We start from the raw sequence: 15,523 nt of genomic DNA on the forward strand, positions 1-15,523 counted from the left end.
GCACGTTGTCGTAGCCGTTCTTACTGCATCTGCGATGCGTCCCGTGCTGCATCAATACTGGTTACAAAATACTGCACGTCCCTGCCGTTGCAGCCGGGCACCTTCAGAGATACTACGGGGAAGTCTGTTCCCTTTAGAATATCCTGTGCCCCGGATTCTGCCTCCGGAGAGCGCTTTCTCGGCGTGGATTTTTAGCTGCTAGCGTTTATTCCCATGGACCCCCGCCTCCCCAACACCGGAAAAACCGCCGGACATCCTGCCGAACCCACCTTCGGAAACGCTGCAGGAAGCATCGGGCCGGGCACCCCACCCCGAACCCGGCGCTCTCCGGCACGGCTCGTTTTGACAGTCCTCGCCGGTGTGCTGGCCGCGGCAGGTGTCGTGAGCCTTAGTGCCCTCCTACTGACAGCGCTTCAGGGCGAGAGTATCTGGCCCGGCTTCGCAGCCGGTGCGTTCTATGCCCTGCCGGCCGCGTTCCTCCTGATGGCTGGGCTGGTAATTGACTCAATCGTGCACCGGCGGCGCGGCTGACCCGTTTGTTTTTGGTCCCACTCGGGTAACGTATTGGACGATGTCCGCGATCCGAGCCTTGGCTGAAGACCTAGCAGCGCGCAGTGACGAACAGCTGCGTGAGCTCCTGACCGCCCGGCCGGATTTGGTCCTCCCGCCGGTACCGGATTTCCAGGCCCTCGCGGCCCGCGCGTCAACCCGCATCAGCGTACAACGCGCCCTGGAAAAACTCACGGCCCCGCAGTTACAGGTTTTGGAAGCACTGGACCTGACAACCAACGAGGATTCGCACCTGAGCACCACGGCGTCCTGGCTTAAGGCCGCCATTGCCGGCTCCACCATCAAAGCGCTGGACGGGATACTGGGCTACCTGCACAGCCTCGCCCTCCTGCGCCGGGCCACACCGCATCCTGGCGCTCCCAAGGCCGACGCCGGGCGCCGGTTCTACCTGCCCGTCTCCGTGCTCGGTGAAGCCCTCGGTGCCTACCCCGCAGGGCTCGGCCGGCCGTACTCCACGCTGGCAGCGCAGCAACCGGAGTTCGGCCAGCGCCTGGTCGGAATCGTCGAAGGCCTGCGCCAACGCGGCCTTCCCATCGAAATGGCCGACACCCCGTCCACCGCTGCCCACTCCCTGCACCATCTGGTCTCCGATCCGGCCGGATGGGAGGCAATGCTGGCTGACGCACCGCCGCAGACCGGCGATCTGCTTCGACGCTTCAAGTACTCCCCGGTGGGGACCATCCCGAAGAAGGCCGCCATCAGCCGAGCCGTCCTCGACAACCCGTCACCGACTCCGGTGGAATGGCTCGTGGCGCACGGCCTGCTGGTGCCGCTGGACGCACTGCATGTGGAGCTCCCCCGGCCGGTGGGCCAAGCTTCGCGCGGCCACGTGATCGTCTCCGATTTCCAGCTGGACCCCGTAACCCCGGTGCCCCGCGCCGTGCCCAACACACTGAGGGACAACGCCGCGTTCGGAGCCGTTGCCGAGACACTTCGCCTGATCACCGAGCTCCTGGCCCTGGCCGCAACCGCGCCTGTGGGCACCCTGCGCTCAGGCGGGGTTGGGGTCCGGGAGGTCCGCCGGGTTTCCGAAGCGCTGCGGCTGGACATCGGCGCAACCGCCTGGCTGCTGGAGCTGGCTGCGCTCTCTGGCCTCCTGGTACTGGACGCAGCCACGGCCCGCTGGGGAACGGCGGAGACCGACTGGCTAACCCTGGACCGCGAGCTGCAGTGGCGCCGGTTGGTGGAGGCCTGGCTGGAAGCGGACAGGGCGCCTTCGCTGGTGGGCGGCCCATTGCCCGGCGGAGGATCCCTGAATGCCCTCGCCGGGGAACTCTCCCGTCCGGACGCTCCGCTGGTGCGGCGCCGCGCCTTGGAAATGCTCGCTGCCCTGACGGCCGCCGGCGTGGATCAGGAGGCGCATACCGGCGCGTTCGACGCCGAGGACCTGGTCAGCGCCCTCACCTGGCACCAGCCGCGGCTTCAGCGGCGGTTTGCCCGCCTCGTTCCGGGGATCCTGAAGGAGGCAGCGCAACTCGGCCTGATTGGCTCCGGAGCCCTCACCGAACTTGGGGAGGCCGTTGCCGCATCCGACTTTGAGCGGGCGACTGGCAGGTTGCGTGAAGCGCTGCCCGAGCCGCTCAGTTCCTTCCTGCTGCAGGCGGACCTCACCGCCGTCGCGCCCGGCTACCTGGATCCGGCCGTGGCGCGCGAGCTGGCGCTGATCTCCACCCCGGAAGGCCAGGGCCCGGCAGCAATCTACCGTTTCTCCGCGGACTCGATCCGGCGGGCACTGGACGCTGACTTGGATGCGGCCTCGATCCTTGAGTTCCTTGCGCACTACTCCGCTACCGAGGTCCCCCAGCCGCTGCGTTACCTGGTGGAAGACACCGCCTCACGGCACGGCCGCCTGCGCATCGGGGCGGCGCGGAGCTACCTGCGCAGTGATGACGAAACGGGGTTGAACGCCCTGATGGCCGACCCGCGTTCCGCAACGCTTGGCCTCACCCGGATCGCGCCCACCGTCATCGCCTCGGCGGCCACCCCCCAGGAGCTCGCCCTGGCGATCCGTGACCTGGGCTATGCCCCGGTGATGGAGGGCCAGGCCCGCGAAGCCAACGGCTCCCACGCCCGCCCGCCGGTCCCCGCGGCGTCGTCCTCCCGGGTCCGGGTGAACCAGTGGGAACTGAGCGAAGCGGACCTTGAGGCCCAGCTCGCAGCCCTGCGCGGCCGCGGCCCCGCCGGAGCACCGAAACATGATGAGTCCATGCCGCTGGTGGGCTTGGAAACCCTGCGCACGGCCATCCGAACCAAGAGCTCAGTGCGCATGGGCGTGGTGGACAGCCAGGGGAATGAGCGGCAGGAGATCTTTGTTCCCCTGTCAGTGGGCGAAGGCCGCGTACGGGTCTTCGACCCGCGCCGGGACGTTGAGCGCGTAGTGTCAATACATCGGATAATGGACGTGGAAATAGTGGAGGGCAGCCCAGCACATGGTTGACGGACCTTTGATTGTCCAAAGTGATAAGACCATCCTGCTGGAAGTGGACCACGAACAAGCCACCGAAGCGCGCCATGCGATTGCCGCCTTCGCGGAGCTGGAACGGGCACCCGAGCACATCCACAGCTACCGGCTGACGCCGTTGGGACTGTGGAACGCCCGGGCTGCCGGGCTGGATGCGGAGCAGGTGCTGAACACGCTGCTGACCTATTCCCGTTTCCCGGTACCGCACTCACTGCTGATCGACATCGAGGACACGATGTCCCGGTACGGCCGCCTGCGGCTGGAGAAGGACCCGCAGCACGGACTGGTGCTGCGGACCAACGATTACCCGGTGCTTGAAGAAGTGCTGCACGCCAAGAAGATCCAGCCGCTGCTGGGTCCGCGGATCGACGGAGAAACCGTGGTGGTGCAGTCCGCCATGCGGGGACAGCTGAAGCAGCTGCTGCTCAAGCTCGGCTGGCCCGCGGAGGACTTTGCCGGCTACGTTGACGGAACGCCCCACCCCATCCTGCTTAACGAGGACGGCTGGGCGCTGCGTCCCTACCAGAAGCTGGCCACGGAGAACTTCTGGGCCGGCGGGTCCGGCGTCGTTGTCCTGCCCTGCGGAGCCGGAAAAACGCTGGTGGGCGCTGCCGCCATGGCGACCAGCTCCACCACCACTCTGATCCTGGTGACGAACACTGTGTCCGCCCGGCAGTGGAAGGATGAGCTGCTGAAGCGGACGTCTCTCACGGAGGACGAGATCGGTGAATACTCCGGCGCGGTGAAGGAAGTCCGGCCGGTTACGATCGCCACCTATCAGGTGCTCACGCTGAAGCGGGGCGGGCTGTATCCGCACCTGGAGCTGCTGGATGCCAATGACTGGGGCCTGATCATTTATGACGAGGTCCATCTGCTGCCGGCTCCCATTTTCAGGATGACTGCCGACCTGCAGGCACGCCGCCGGCTCGGCCTGACCGCCACCCTGGTCCGGGAGGACGGCCGAGAGGGTGAGGTGTTCTCGCTGATCGGACCCAAGCGCTATGACGCGCCGTGGAAGGATATCGAGGCGCAGGGCTACATTGCGCCCGCCGACTGCATCGAGGTCCGGGTGGACCTGCCCCGGGACGAGCGGGTTGCCTACGCCATGGCGGAGGACGGCGACAAGTACCGGCTGTGTTCGACGTCGGAAACCAAATCCAAAGTGGTTGAGCAGCTGGTCCACCGCCACGAGGGGGACCAGATCCTGGTGATCGGGCAGTACATCGACCAGCTGGATGAGCTGGCTGAGCGGTTGGATGCCCCGGTCATCAAGGGCGAGACTCCGGTGAAGGAACGCCAGCGGCTCTTCGATCTGTTCCGCAAGGGAGAGCTGAAGACCCTGGTGGTTTCCAAGGTCGCGAACTTCTCGATCGACCTGCCTGAGGCCTCAGTGGCCATCCAGGTCTCCGGGTCCTTCGGATCCCGCCAGGAGGAAGCGCAGCGGCTCGGGCGGCTGCTGCGGCCCAAGGCCGATGGCCGGGCAGCGCATTTCTACACCGTCGTCGCCCGCGACACCCTGGACCAGGACTTCGCGGCGAAGCGGCAGCGGTTCCTTGCGGAGCAAGGTTACGCGTATTCCATCCAGGACGCGGCGGACATCGGGAAACCCGTCTAGCCGGTGCGGGGCCTCAGTCCCGTACCGCCGCAGGCCCCGCCCGTGCCCGAGGCCATGAACAGCCCATGGGCAGTTCTCCCCATGGGCTGTTTCCGCTTCCTCCGCTATATTCGTCTAGGCATTCGCCAGATGTGCGTCAGCGCATGGAACTTATTTGTTCCATCGTCCAGGGGGGAAGATGACGATTAACGGCTGGGATATCCAGGTCGCCACAGTCCGTGGCGTCATTGCAAAGGCGCGAGCCACGGTGGAAGACCTGCAAACCGAGGAGACTACGCTCCAGAATGCGGTCACCTCCGCGGCCGGCTCCTCCAACAGTCCCGTAATCCTCCAGGCACTCACGGAATGCTATGAAGAGTATTTGTCCGCGCTGCTCAACAGCGGCACTATCCGCGGCGACAATGCATGCAATTCGACCAGCGATGCGGTCGATCATTATGTGCGCGGCGACGAAGAGATGGCTGGCAACGCCAATCGGCTGGCTGGCGAATCCCCGGTTGCCGGCGCGAATGAGGACAGCATAGGAGGCGGGCGATGAGCACGGGAAATCTCCCGGTTCTGCCCGACACAGGTGCCATCCGTGAGGACGCCGCCCGGGTGGACGCATCCGGAAACCGTGCGAAGGGCTACGGCCAGGACTTGGTTGCAACCTGGACAGGACTCCAGGGCAGCTACCAGGCCCCGGAGCAGGACATCGTCCACGGTGCCATGGACAAAGCGGCCACCTACACCGACGCCACCGCGGACGTCACCGCAGCAATCCGGGCTGCCCTCGAAGCCTTCGCCGACACCGTCGACACGCTTCGACCCCGCTACGACGCCCTCGTGGCGGCGCTGGAGGCCAATACCTGCCGGCCGCCGGAAGAAGATGGAGAGGAAGGCGCAGCCGCCCCACAGGCAGAGGAAGCGCGCCTCGCCCGTGAGTCAGGGTCCATCGCGGCGGACCTCCAGGCTGCCGAAGACGCCTGTGCTGCAGCTATCTCCGGTCTGCACCAGTCGATCTGGACGCTGCCCGGCGGCGCGACGTCGCCCTACGCCGCAGTCAACACCGGCTTGGTGGTCCAAGGGTTCCTTTCAGTCCACCAAAACCCCGGGCCTCGGCTTATTAGGGTGGCCCTGGACCCTGGTTCCAACAGGCGCCGGCTCAATGTGCCCGGATCAGTCACCCTGCGTTTGAATGGCCGGCCGTACCGCTACCTCCCGGCCGGCAGCCTCATGGCGACGATGCTCGCTCCGCTGGGTGCCCGGGCGGTGACCATCCATCGGCCGGTGTTCCGGGACCCGGTGATTGCCGGAGCCCGGCGGCGGACCACCGCTGGTGGAAACGGTGTGGCTGCTCCGGAACTGCCACGCTGGGCGAACAAGGCGGCAAATGGGCTGGGCGTGGTTGACGGGGCACTGTCCGTCTACAAGAACTGGTCCGAACAATGGAACCAGGACCAGCTGGAGCATCCTGACATGGGTATGGGTGAGCGGGTCGGCAACGCGGCGGCCACGGCCGCCTTCGAAGGCGGTGGTGCCATTGGTGGCAACATCGCAGGAACCGCAATCGGCGCTTCAATCGGCAGCCTGATCCCCATCCCCGTGGTGGGAACTCTTGTCGGGGCTGCCGTGGGCGGGTGGATAGGCGGCGCCGTCGGAGAAGGCATCGGAAATGTCGCTCGGAACATCAAGGAAAAAGGATTTGCTGAAGCTGTGGCCGGTGGCTTCAAGGAAACATGGGAGAATCTGAAGCTATGGTGACAGCGGGGACTATCCTTTTCGTTCTAGTGGCTGTGGGTGGAATCGCTTACATGCTCATTTCCGGCATTGCGGCCTATAAAGGAACCTGGCGCATATGGGCTGCCCAGACAAGTATTTATCAGTTCGGCAAACAGAACTACCTCGGATTCTTCGGACTCTACCTGCAGCCCGTCATTATTGGGGCGATCCTGCTGAACGTCTTGATCGCACTGGGTGCTGAGTGGATTACCGACGGAGTTATGGCGCTCACCATTACCCCACTTTTCATGGTGGCATTCGCATGCTGTTTCCGCCTCCCCCGGATTATGCTGCCCGCGTGGTACAAGGACTGGCTGGACCGTGGTGCGGATAAGGACGAAGTCCGGAAACCCGAGTACTCTTCCCCGTTCTCCTGGCTGCGAAGGAGCAGCAGTGTTCGCCGCTGAGCGCGGCGCCAACGCAGGGCTTGGACGCCCGTCCGCTCCTCAAACACACGAACCCCTCCATCTGTTGTGATGAGAGAGTCCAACGTCATGGACGTACTAGCGATACTATTGGCCGGCGCAATTGGGCTTTCGATCATTCTCTATTGCGTGATCACCGGGGTCGCGGCCATGAACGGGACCTGGCGCAGCTGGGCGGCCCGAAGGAACATGTATCAGTTCGGCAAGCACAGCTATTTCGGCTTCATGGGCTTTTACCTGCTGCCTGCTATCGCCTGGACCATCATCCTCGTGGTCTGCAAGGAACTCGGTCTTGACTGGTTTGACGGAGTGAACACGTCCTATGTCCTCGCGCCACTAACCCTCCTGGGCGTCGCCTGCTTGTTCCGTCTTCCCCGTTTTATGCTGCCCGTGTGGTACAAGGACTGGCTCGACCGCGGCGCCAACAAAGACGAAGTCCTTAAACCCGAGTTCTCTTCCCCGTTCACCTGGCTGCGAAAGGGCGGGAATGTTCGTCGCTGAGTGCAGCGCCAACGTAGCGCTTGAACGCCCGTCCGATTGGGAGGTCATCCCCCGCCTGGACGCGGAACTGGTGGTGGCAGCCCCGGTCACGAAGTGGATGGAGGAGGGCGGTTTTCGCCCGAATGTGACCGTGACGACGTTCGCATTTCCCGGCACCGTCACCCAGCTGAGCACTGTTGTTATGGCCTCATTGCTCACGTCCCTCACAGACCCCTACCTGCTGTCCGTGGACCCGGTCCCCGAGCTGGAAGCCGCCCGCCGGCTCGAGTACCTGCACCGGGGGTCCGGTGGGTTGATCCACTGCAGCCAGCTGCTGCTGCTCCGCAACGGCCTGGCCGCGACGGTCACCGCCTCCTGTTCGGCCAACCAGCTAACCGCCTACGACGAGGTCCTGGGCGCCATCGCGCTCTCGGCCATCCTGAAGGAGCCCTCCAATGGTTGATATCGTCCCGGACCGTGAGCCGGCCCTGGACGAGGCCGCCAGCATTGTTTTCGGTGCGGACCTTGAAGAGCTTGGTGGTCTGTCGGCCCGGCAGCCCTTTATTTCACGGGGACCGTGGCTGAATGGTGAAGCCGTAAACCTGTTGGATGCCGCGGCAGAGAGCGGCCAGGTCGGACGTTTCCAGCGGGCCGGCCGGAAATCGGGTCTTACGGCCCTGGTCGAGGCCGGGCTGATGGATGCCGCAGGACGCCTGACGCCGGAGGGAATCACCGTCACCGCACCACTGACCGCGACGCAGGCCGCCGTCAGCATTCACTGCCTGCACCCCCAGGGATCCAGCGCCCTGCAGATTCAGATGGACGACCAGGATGCCTTGATCCTCGCAGGTCCCTCGCGCACGGAACTCGACGCTGGCCGCCTCGAACGTTACGAGTCCCTGGTCCAGCTGGATTTCGTCGGGCTCGCTGAGCTGGCGCCGGTGGTGGCCTCCTGGCTGGGACTTGGGCCCGCCTGGACCTTGACTTCGGGCGTCTTGGATTTCCCGACCGAGGTCTTCGACCGCCGTCTCGCATCTCCGGATGAACCGCCGCCCACGGAAGAACCGGCGTGGGTCCGGATGTGGGGCGAGCCGTGGTTCATCTGGCGGGTCCAGGTGCAGTCCACCACCGCCGGCGCAGTCCCTGAGTGGGGCTACGTGGATGCCGGCCGGGCCGGATTACACCTGCTCACCGTCGATGAGGAACGTGCCTCGCTGGAGCCGATGACTTCTGGGATGGCTTACCGCGACCTCGTTTCCGCGTTCACCGACTTCTGACGCCCACTGGTTCCCTGCGGCGTATGCTGTGCGCAAACCGCCCGGAGGAGGAACCACCATGGACGAGTACGAAGTCGCTGTGACCCGCCATTACGGAGCGCCAGGGGTTGAAGACCGGCTTGTCCACGCCGCGGTAAGCCTTGGCCTGGACCCGGATGACCTCGGTTGGCAGGATCTGGCCGCCGCAGATGAGCTGCATATTGGCGGCGCGCCTGCGGCTCTTCAGTTGGCCGAGGCTGCCGGAATCGGTCCGGGGACGGCCGTCCTGGACATCGGCAGCGGCATCGGAGGCCCGGCACGGGCCTTCGCGGGGCAGTTCGGAGCCCGCGTAATGGGAATCGACCTCACGCCGGAGTTCGTCGATGCAGCGGCGGCACTCACCCGCCGCTGCGGGCTCGACGACCAGGTGCAGTTCGCCGTGGCCAACGCACTGGAGATGCCGTTCGCAGACTCGTCCTTCGACGCCGCTACCATGCTCCACGCCGGAATGAACATCCCGCAGAAACAGCGCCTGTTCGCTGAGGTGGCTCGGGTGCTGACAGACGGGGCATCATTCGCCGTGTACGACATCATGTCCGGCCCCACCGGGAAGCCCCGATACCCTTTGCCCTGGGCTACGGCACCGGACCACTCCTTTGTGTCGGCAGCGGACGACTACCTGGCCGCAGGACTGGCCGCCGGTTTCGAGGCCGGGTCCAGCACGGACCTCTCGGGAGCAGCCATTGAGTACATGGAACGCGGACGTTCAGCCCTGGAGAACCCACCCGAGATGGGGCTGCACCTGTTGCTGGGCCCGGAAGGCACGGAAAGGATGGCCAATCTTGTTGCCGGTTTCCGGAGTGGGGCGCTGGAGGCACGGCAGATCATCTTCACTCTTCGCCCACAGCGGGTGCCGGGCTAACATTCAGGAAACCACCAGCCAAATGCTAGAAACTGGGACACGTGAACAAATCGTCTGCACCCGAAGCCCGGCTCCTCGTCGTCGACGACGAACCCAATATCCGCGAGCTGCTCTCCACGTCGCTGCGTTTCGCCGGCTTCGACGTCGTCGCGGCCGGAAACGGCCGCGAAGCCCTCGCCGCGGTTGATGAGCACAGTCCTGACCTAGCTGTCCTGGACGTGATGTTGCCGGATATGGACGGTTTTACCCTGACCCGCCGGCTCAGGGCTGCCGGACGGCATTTCCCGGTCGTGTTCCTGACGGCCCGGGACGATACCGAGGACAAGGTCACCGGACTCACGGTCGGCGGCGACGATTATGTCACCAAACCCTTCAGTCTGGACGAAGTTGTGGCCCGCATCCGGGCCGTGCTCCGCCGCACCCAGCCCCTCGACGATGACGACGCCGTCATCCGGGTGGAGGACCTGGAGCTCGACGACGACGCGCACGAGGTGCGCCGCGGAGGCGTCACCATCGATCTCTCCCCCACCGAGTTCAAGCTGCTGCGCTACCTGATGCTGAATCCCAACCGGGTGCTGTCGAAGGCGCAGATCCTCGACCACGTTTGGGAGTACGACTTCAACGGCGATGCCTCGATCGTGGAGTCCTACATCTCCTACCTGCGCCGCAAGATCGACCGCAGTCCCGACGCTCCGGCACTGATCCAGACCAAGCGCGGCGTCGGTTATTTGCTGCGCACGACGGAGAAGCGCTAAAACCTTGATCCGGCGCTGGAAATCGGCTTCGCTGCGATCGCAGCTGGTGGCCATCATGGCCGTGCTTATGGTCGTTACGGTAACCATCACCGGCCTGGCCACGATCTACGTCCTGCGGCAGATCCTCGTCAGCCGGCTGGATGCCGATATCCAGGACAACGCCACGGCCATCTCCCGCTACCTCGTGTCCGGCGGGCCCGCCGTGGATACCTCGCTGTTCCGTTTTTACGGCCTGTACCTCGATGAGAACGGTGAACACGGGCCCGAAACCCACTCTGAGGCCAACTTCGATACCCCGGCGCTGGGCAACATCAGCTCGGCAACCGTCGATGAGATCAATGGCCGCGGCTTCGACGTCCCCGGCACGGCACCCGGAAGCAAGGGCTGGCGCGTCCAGGTTTTCCACATCGCAAATTTCCCGGGTTCGGTGGCCGTGGCGGTTTCACTGGATTCGGTGGCCGAGACGGTCGATGAAGCAGCTTCCCTGGTCTTCTCGGTCGGTCTCCTCGGCACCCTTGGAGCCACCGGCATTGCCTACTGGGCCGTTACCCGCCAGTTCCGTCCCCTCAGCCACGTTGAAAGAACGGCCGCTGCCATCGCTGCGGGAGACTTGTCCCGGCGCGTCGAGGTCGGCAACCCGGCCACTGAGATCGGCCGCCTTTCGCGCTCCCTGAACGCCATGCTGGCGCACATTGAAACTGCCTTCGCCGCCCGGACCCAGTCTGAACAGAAGATGCGCCGCTTCGTCCAGGATGCATCGCACGAACTCCGCACTCCCCTGGTCACCATCCGCGGCTTTTCCGAACTGTACCGGCACGGAGCGCTCCAAAAACCCGAGGACATCGGGGCCGCGATGGGCCGGATCGAGAGCGAGGCCAAACGGATGGGCCAGCTCGTCGAGGACCTGTTGACGCTGGCACGCATCGATGAACAGCGGCCGCTGGAATACCGGCCCGTGGACCTGATGATCCTCGGCAACGACGCCGCCCTCGACGCCAGGGCCAGCGCACCGGACCGCGAGATCAAGGTCGTCGGACTGGACGGCAGGTCCCCGCGGAGCGCGCCGACCATGGGCGATGAGGCCCGCCTCCGGCAGGTTGTGGCCAATCTGATGACCAATGCCCTTCGCTACACGCCGGCAGGCTCGCCCATTGAGGTCGCCGTCGGCGTCGCTCCGGTGATCCACGACCGCATGGACGCTGTCCTCGAGGTCCGCGACCATGGGCCGGGTATCTCCGAGGAAGACGCCGCAAGGGTCTTCGAACGCTTCTACCGCGCCGATTCCTCGCGCTACCGGGAAACCGGCGGGACCGGCCTCGGCCTCGCCATCGTGGCCGCCCTGGTAGCCCAGCACGACGGCACCGTCCGGCTGACCGAGACCGAGGGCGGCGGCGCCACCATGTCCATCCGGCTGCCCTACCAGCAGCCCGAAAGCATGCCGGACCATGACGACGACGGTGACGGCTCCACGCCGGCATCTACACCGCCGAAGACCCGCGATCCCGGCGGCAAAGCAGCGGACGACAGCGTCCCGGATGCCGAAACACCGCGTCTCCCGGAGGACATTGAGCCCGGTCCGGGCAAGCGAAACGGTCCACAGGAAGAAAACCCGCCAGCATAGCCCGGCACAGCACGTACAGCGTGCGCCCCGCCCTTCTGCCGCACCGGCGTCCATTCCTCCACATGCCCTTGCCGTCTGCTCAGGCCCCGCCGCTGGTCCACAGCAGCGCCCGTCCTGCCCCTCCCATCAGGATCGGGGCCTAGCGTCTGGAGCAGGGCCGCAACGGGCGGCCTCAGAGTACTGGAGGGGTTCCATGGCGGGTTTCCATGTAGACAGTGACATCCTGGCGGCTAAGAGCGCCGAGGTGCGCGGCACCATCGACCGGCTGCAGGCTGACGTCAACACCATGCAGGCCGGCCTCCAGTCGCTGGGTGAGTCCTGGCAAGGACAGGCATCGGCTAACTTTCAGCTGCTTATTACCGACTGGCGGGCAACCCAGGCGCGGGTGGAGGAGTCGCTGGCGAGTATCAACCAGGCTCTTGCCTACGCCTCCACCCAGTACGCGGACACGGAGGCGGCCAACACGGCGCTGTTTATGCGCTGAGGACGTGCCGGGGGCACTGCCGATCTGAACGGCCTTGCACAGCTCAGAGCCGCAACGCGAAGGGCCGTGCCACCCAAATCACCGGCAACGCTAAGGACGCGGCACCCAATCGGGTACCGCGTCCTTAGCGCAGGTAGTGCTCACCGGCTTACACCGGTGGGATGGGTGCTAGAAGCCGCCCATACCACCCATGCCACCCATTTCGTCGCCACCGCCCATAGCCGGAGCAGCCTTTTCGGGCTTATCGGCTACAACAGCTTCGGTGGTCAGGAACAGGCCGGCGATGGAAGCCGCGTTCTGCAGTGCAGAGCGGGTCACCTTTACCGGGTCGTTGACGCCGGCTGCCAGCAGGTCTTCGTACTCACCGGTAGCGGCGTTCAGGCCGAAGCCCTCCGGCAGGCTGCGGACCTTGTCAGCCACAACGCCGGGCTCGAGGCCGGCGTTGAAGGCAATCTGCTTCAGCGGTGCGTCAATGGCGACCTTGACGATGTTGGCGCCGGTCGCTTCGTCGCCTTCCAGCGACAGCCCGGCGAATGCCTTCTGGCCAGCCTGGATCAGTGCCACGCCGCCGCCGGCAACGATGCCTTCTTCGACTGCAGCCTTGGCGTTGCGCACTGCATCTTCGATGCGGTGCTTGCGTTCCTTGAGCTCAACCTCGGTTGCGGCACCGGCCTTGATGACTGCAACGCCGCCGGCCAGCTTGGCCAGGCGTTCCTGCAGCTTCTCGCGGTCGTAGTCGGAATCGGAGTTCTCGATCTCGGCACGGATCTGGCTGACGCGGCCTGCGATTTCCTCGGAGTCACCTGCGCCTTCGACGATGGTGGTTTCGTCCTTGGTGACTACGACCTTGCGGGCACGGCCAAGCAGGTCCAGGGTGGCGTTCTCGAGCTTGAGGCCGATTTCCTCGGCGATGACCTGGCCACCGGTGAGGATGGCGATGTCAGCCAGCTGCGCCTTGCGGCGGTCGCCGAAGCCCGGAGCCTTCACGGCTACAGACTTGAACAGGCCGCGCATCTTATTCACGATCAGGGTAGCCAGCGCCTCGGCTTCAACGTCTTCGGCGATGATCAGCAGCGGCTTGCCGGACTGCATGACCTTCTCCAGGATCCCAACCAGGTCCTTCACGCTGGAGATCTTGGAGTTGACGATCAGGATGTAGGGGTCCTCGAGGACTGCTTCCTGGCGCTCTGCGTCGGTGACGAAGTAGCCGGAGATGTAGCCCTTGTCGAAGCGCATACCCTCGGTGAGCTCAAGCTCCAAGCCGAAGGTGTTCGACTCTTCGACCGTGATGACGCCTTCCTTGCCAACCTTGTCCAGGGCTTCGGCGATCAGGTCGCCGATCTGCTGGTCACCGGCAGAGATGGAAGCCGTGGCAGCGATCTGCTCCTTGGTTTCGATTTCCTTGGCGGAAGCAAGCAGTTCAGCAGTGACGGCCGCGACGGCCTTCTCAATGCCGCGCTTGAGGCCCAGGGGGTCGGCGCCGGCAGCAACGTTGCGCAGGCCTTCCTTCACGAGTGCCTGGGCGAGGACGGTTGCCGTGGTGGTGCCGTCGCCAGCGACGTCGTCCGTCTTCTTGGCAACTTCCTTGACCAGCTCAGCGCCGATCTTCTCGTACGGATCGTCCAGCTCGATCTCCTTGGCGATGGAAACGCCGTCATTGGTGATCGTGGGGGCGCCCCACTTCTTTTCGAGTACGACGTTGCGGCCACGCGGGCCGAGGGTGACCTTGACGGCGTCGGCGAGGGTGTTGAGGCCCCGCTCAAGGCCGCGGCGTGCCTCTTCGTCAAATGCAATGATCTTGGCCATAACGGCTATCGTCCTTCCGGAACAGTCATGCTTGGATGTTGCATTCCTGGCTGAGGCGCCCGCGACGGACGGGGCGAAGCACACGATCTCTTTACGCGCATTCCGGTCCCTCACCCCAGTGGCTTGCTGGTTCACTCAACACCGGCGACTTAGCAGTCAACCCGCAAGAGTGCTAAGTCAATAATTAGCACTCCCGCCCTTTGAGTGCAAGCAGTCACTTAGCCTGGCGGCCGAGGTTTCGGGGTTAAAACCGCTCCGCGGCAGAGCTCCGGAGGACATTCTCCCGGAAGGGTCCCCCGATTGACTGTGAGGCGGCGTACATTGGTTCTTCAGCAATTGCAGGAGACCGCCGGGACCAGGCTCCCGGCAGGTGTCCCCCCCAGACCTGTGAGGACCATGTCCATGAACCAGCCGCCGAATGACCGCCCTTCTGAGGAACGGGATGATGAGCACACCGGTGCACCCCCGGCAGCCTCACCGCATGGTGCCAGCGCCGTACCACCCCCACCTCCCTATGGCCGTCCTCCCGGAGACTACGGCGACCAGGGCAGCGATCAGCAGCAGCAGGGGTACGGGCAGCCCTGGAACCAGCAGTCCCACCCAGGCCCTGGGCCGCAGGGGCAGCCGAACTTTCCGCAGGGACCGCCGCAGCCGGGCCAGCAGCAGGGGTACTACCGGCCGCAGCAGCCGGGTGTATACCCTCCCGGCTACTACTACGCGGTGGATCCGCCCAAGTCCCGGCTGGCAGCCGGACTGCTCGGGATTTTCCTGGGCGGTTTCGGTGTCCACCGGTTCTACCTCGGGTATACCTCCATCGGCGTGGTGCAGATCCTCGTGACGGTGTTTACCTGGGGTTTTGGTGCAATCTGGGGCTTCGTGGAAGGCATCATGATTCTGGCGGGGGCGCAGTCGTTCCGCACCGATGCGCGGGGCATGCCCCTGCGCGAGTAACGCTCCGTGCCTCCGATGGAAAGCAGAACCGGCGGCCGGAACACCGGCCGCCGGTTCTGTGGTGGGCATTGCTCACCGGTTAGGCGTACTACACAGTCCGAACGTCTTCGGCCTGTGGTCCCTTCTGTCCTTCACCGATCTCAAACTCCACCCGCTGTCCTTCTTCCAGCGTCCGGTACCCGGCTGACTGGATTGCTGACCAGTGGACGAAGACGTCGGTCTGGGCCTCGTCAACGGTGATGAACCCGTAGCCCTTTTCACCGTTGAACCATTTGACGATCCCCTGCGCCATGCTCTTTCTCCCCTTTTAGGTTCCGCTCCGGCGGAATGACCCGCCTGAACAGCCGCCGGGCCGATCCGGGCCGAAATGTGGCCAGGGCGTTGGTTCCGGGCGGCTGGCCCTTACTTTAGCCACA

At 65.0% G+C, this 15,523-nt stretch carries 16 protein-coding genes; 14 read left to right on the forward strand and 2 right to left on the reverse strand.

The features are described 5' to 3' along the window. Window positions 1-213: 213 nt before the first annotated feature. The 13 genes from RTN46_RS01175 (at window position 214) to RTN46_RS01235 (ending at window position 12,350) form a co-directional block, all read left to right on the forward strand. Window positions 214-531 carry a hypothetical protein gene (locus RTN46_RS01175; protein WP_312178595.1) on the forward strand — a complete coding sequence of 106 codons (318 nt, stop codon included), beginning with the start codon at window positions 214-216 and terminating at the stop codon, window positions 529-531. Window positions 532-571: 40 nt separating this feature from the next. Next, complete coding sequence (locus RTN46_RS01180) at window positions 572-3,007, forward strand: helicase-associated domain-containing protein (protein ID WP_312178596.1); 2,436 nt, start codon at window positions 572-574, stop codon at window positions 3,005-3,007. Beyond that, entirely contained in the window at window positions 3,000-4,646 is a 1,647-nt protein-coding gene (locus tag RTN46_RS01185; RefSeq protein ID WP_312178597.1) for a DNA repair helicase XPB, read from the forward strand. Before RTN46_RS01180 ends, RTN46_RS01185 begins: the two co-directional genes overlap by 8 nt. A gap of 178 nt (window positions 4,647-4,824) precedes the next feature. Then, window positions 4,825-5,184 carry a DUF6507 family protein gene (locus tag RTN46_RS01190; protein ID WP_312178598.1) on the forward strand — a complete coding sequence of 120 codons (360 nt, stop codon included), beginning with the start codon at window positions 4,825-4,827 and terminating at the stop codon, window positions 5,182-5,184. Further along, window positions 5,181-6,389 (forward strand): hypothetical protein, encoded by a 1,209-nt coding sequence (locus RTN46_RS01195; RefSeq protein WP_312178599.1) that lies wholly within the window; start codon window positions 5,181-5,183, stop codon window positions 6,387-6,389. Before RTN46_RS01190 ends, RTN46_RS01195 begins: the two co-directional genes overlap by 4 nt. Further along, the gene (locus RTN46_RS01200; protein ID WP_312178600.1) at window positions 6,365-6,814 is read left to right on the forward strand and encodes a hypothetical protein; all 450 of its coding nucleotides are present in this window, start codon (window positions 6,365-6,367) and stop codon (window positions 6,812-6,814) included. Before RTN46_RS01195 ends, RTN46_RS01200 begins: the two co-directional genes overlap by 25 nt. A 69-nt stretch (window positions 6,815-6,883) precedes the next feature. Next, complete coding sequence (locus RTN46_RS01205; protein ID WP_312178601.1) at window positions 6,884-7,333, forward strand: hypothetical protein; 450 nt, start codon at window positions 6,884-6,886, stop codon at window positions 7,331-7,333. Next, the gene (locus RTN46_RS01210) at window positions 7,320-7,775 is read left to right on the forward strand and encodes a hypothetical protein (protein WP_312178602.1); all 456 of its coding nucleotides are present in this window, start codon (window positions 7,320-7,322) and stop codon (window positions 7,773-7,775) included. Before RTN46_RS01205 ends, RTN46_RS01210 begins: the two co-directional genes overlap by 14 nt. After that, entirely contained in the window at window positions 7,768-8,589 is an 822-nt protein-coding gene (locus tag RTN46_RS01215; RefSeq protein ID WP_312178603.1) for a hypothetical protein, read from the forward strand. The genes RTN46_RS01210 and RTN46_RS01215 overlap by 8 nt, the downstream gene beginning before the upstream one ends. Before the next feature lie 58 nt (window positions 8,590-8,647). Beyond that, window positions 8,648-9,490, forward strand: a complete 843-nt coding sequence (locus RTN46_RS01220; protein ID WP_312178604.1) for a methyltransferase domain-containing protein — start codon at window positions 8,648-8,650, stop codon at window positions 9,488-9,490. A gap of 41 nt (window positions 9,491-9,531) precedes the next feature. Then, window positions 9,532-10,245, forward strand: coding sequence for a response regulator transcription factor (locus tag RTN46_RS01225; protein ID WP_066301796.1), 714 nt, complete (start codon window positions 9,532-9,534; stop codon window positions 10,243-10,245). A 55-nt stretch (window positions 10,246-10,300) separates the two neighbouring features. After that, a complete protein-coding gene (locus RTN46_RS01230; RefSeq protein ID WP_312178605.1) occupies window positions 10,301-11,866 on the forward strand; it encodes a HAMP domain-containing sensor histidine kinase in 1,566 nt (521 codons plus the stop codon). 193 nt (window positions 11,867-12,059) lie between these two features. After that, window positions 12,060-12,350, forward strand: a complete 291-nt coding sequence (locus RTN46_RS01235; RefSeq protein ID WP_312178606.1) for a WXG100 family type VII secretion target — start codon at window positions 12,060-12,062, stop codon at window positions 12,348-12,350. Window positions 12,351-12,518: 168 nt separating this feature from the next. Here RTN46_RS01235 and groL read toward each other — a convergent pair whose 3' ends face one another. Further along, window positions 12,519-14,156: a chaperonin GroEL gene (groL, locus tag RTN46_RS01240; RefSeq protein ID WP_312178607.1), complete on the reverse strand. Its 1,638-nt coding sequence runs from the start codon at window positions 14,154-14,156 to the stop codon at window positions 12,519-12,521. A 402-nt stretch (window positions 14,157-14,558) separates the two neighbouring features. Here groL and RTN46_RS01245 point away from each other — a divergent pair, with 402 nt between their 5' ends. After that, window positions 14,559-15,107, forward strand: a complete 549-nt coding sequence (locus RTN46_RS01245) for a TM2 domain-containing protein (protein ID WP_312178608.1) — start codon at window positions 14,559-14,561, stop codon at window positions 15,105-15,107. Window positions 15,108-15,195: 88 nt separating this feature from the next. Here the strand turns inward: RTN46_RS01245 and RTN46_RS01250 are convergent, their stop codons facing one another. Beyond that, window positions 15,196-15,399 carry a cold-shock protein gene (locus RTN46_RS01250; protein WP_066301805.1) on the reverse strand — a complete coding sequence of 68 codons (204 nt, stop codon included), beginning with the start codon at window positions 15,397-15,399 and terminating at the stop codon, window positions 15,196-15,198. Window positions 15,400-15,523 lie beyond the last annotated feature (124 nt).

Origin of the sequence: Arthrobacter sp., assembly GCF_031988865.1 — a bacterium.
Classification (GTDB): domain Bacteria; phylum Actinomycetota; class Actinomycetes; order Actinomycetales; family Micrococcaceae; genus Arthrobacter_B.

Bases quoted from the DNA above. Each gene is read 5' to 3' on its own strand.
- RTN46_RS01205 (WP_312178601.1), top strand. From the start codon at position 6,884: ATGAGAGAGTCCAACGTCATGGACGTACTAGCGATACTATTGGCCGGC.
- RTN46_RS01220 (WP_312178604.1), top strand. From the start codon at position 8,648: ATGGACGAGTACGAAGTCGCTGTGACCCGCCATTACGGAGCGCCAGGG.
- RTN46_RS01200 (WP_312178600.1), top strand. From the start codon at position 6,365: ATGGGAGAATCTGAAGCTATGGTGACAGCGGGGACTATCCTTTTCGTT.
- RTN46_RS01185 (WP_312178597.1), top strand. From the start codon at position 3,000: ATGGTTGACGGACCTTTGATTGTCCAAAGTGATAAGACCATCCTGCTG.
- RTN46_RS01175 (WP_312178595.1), top strand. From the start codon at position 214: ATGGACCCCCGCCTCCCCAACACCGGAAAAACCGCCGGACATCCTGCC.
- groL (WP_312178607.1), bottom strand. From the start codon at position 14,156: ATGGCCAAGATCATTGCATTTGACGAAGAGGCACGCCGCGGCCTTGAG.
- RTN46_RS01245 (WP_312178608.1), top strand. From the start codon at position 14,559: ATGAACCAGCCGCCGAATGACCGCCCTTCTGAGGAACGGGATGATGAG.
- RTN46_RS01180 (WP_312178596.1), top strand. From the start codon at position 572: ATGTCCGCGATCCGAGCCTTGGCTGAAGACCTAGCAGCGCGCAGTGAC.
- RTN46_RS01195 (WP_312178599.1), top strand. From the start codon at position 5,181: ATGAGCACGGGAAATCTCCCGGTTCTGCCCGACACAGGTGCCATCCGT.
- RTN46_RS01215 (WP_312178603.1), top strand. From the start codon at position 7,768: ATGGTTGATATCGTCCCGGACCGTGAGCCGGCCCTGGACGAGGCCGCC.
- RTN46_RS01230 (WP_312178605.1), top strand. From the start codon at position 10,301: ATGGCCGTGCTTATGGTCGTTACGGTAACCATCACCGGCCTGGCCACG.
- RTN46_RS01235 (WP_312178606.1), top strand. From the start codon at position 12,060: ATGGCGGGTTTCCATGTAGACAGTGACATCCTGGCGGCTAAGAGCGCC.
- RTN46_RS01210 (WP_312178602.1), top strand. From the start codon at position 7,320: ATGTTCGTCGCTGAGTGCAGCGCCAACGTAGCGCTTGAACGCCCGTCC.
- RTN46_RS01190 (WP_312178598.1), top strand. From the start codon at position 4,825: ATGACGATTAACGGCTGGGATATCCAGGTCGCCACAGTCCGTGGCGTC.
- RTN46_RS01250 (WP_066301805.1), bottom strand. From the start codon at position 15,399: ATGGCGCAGGGGATCGTCAAATGGTTCAACGGTGAAAAGGGCTACGGG.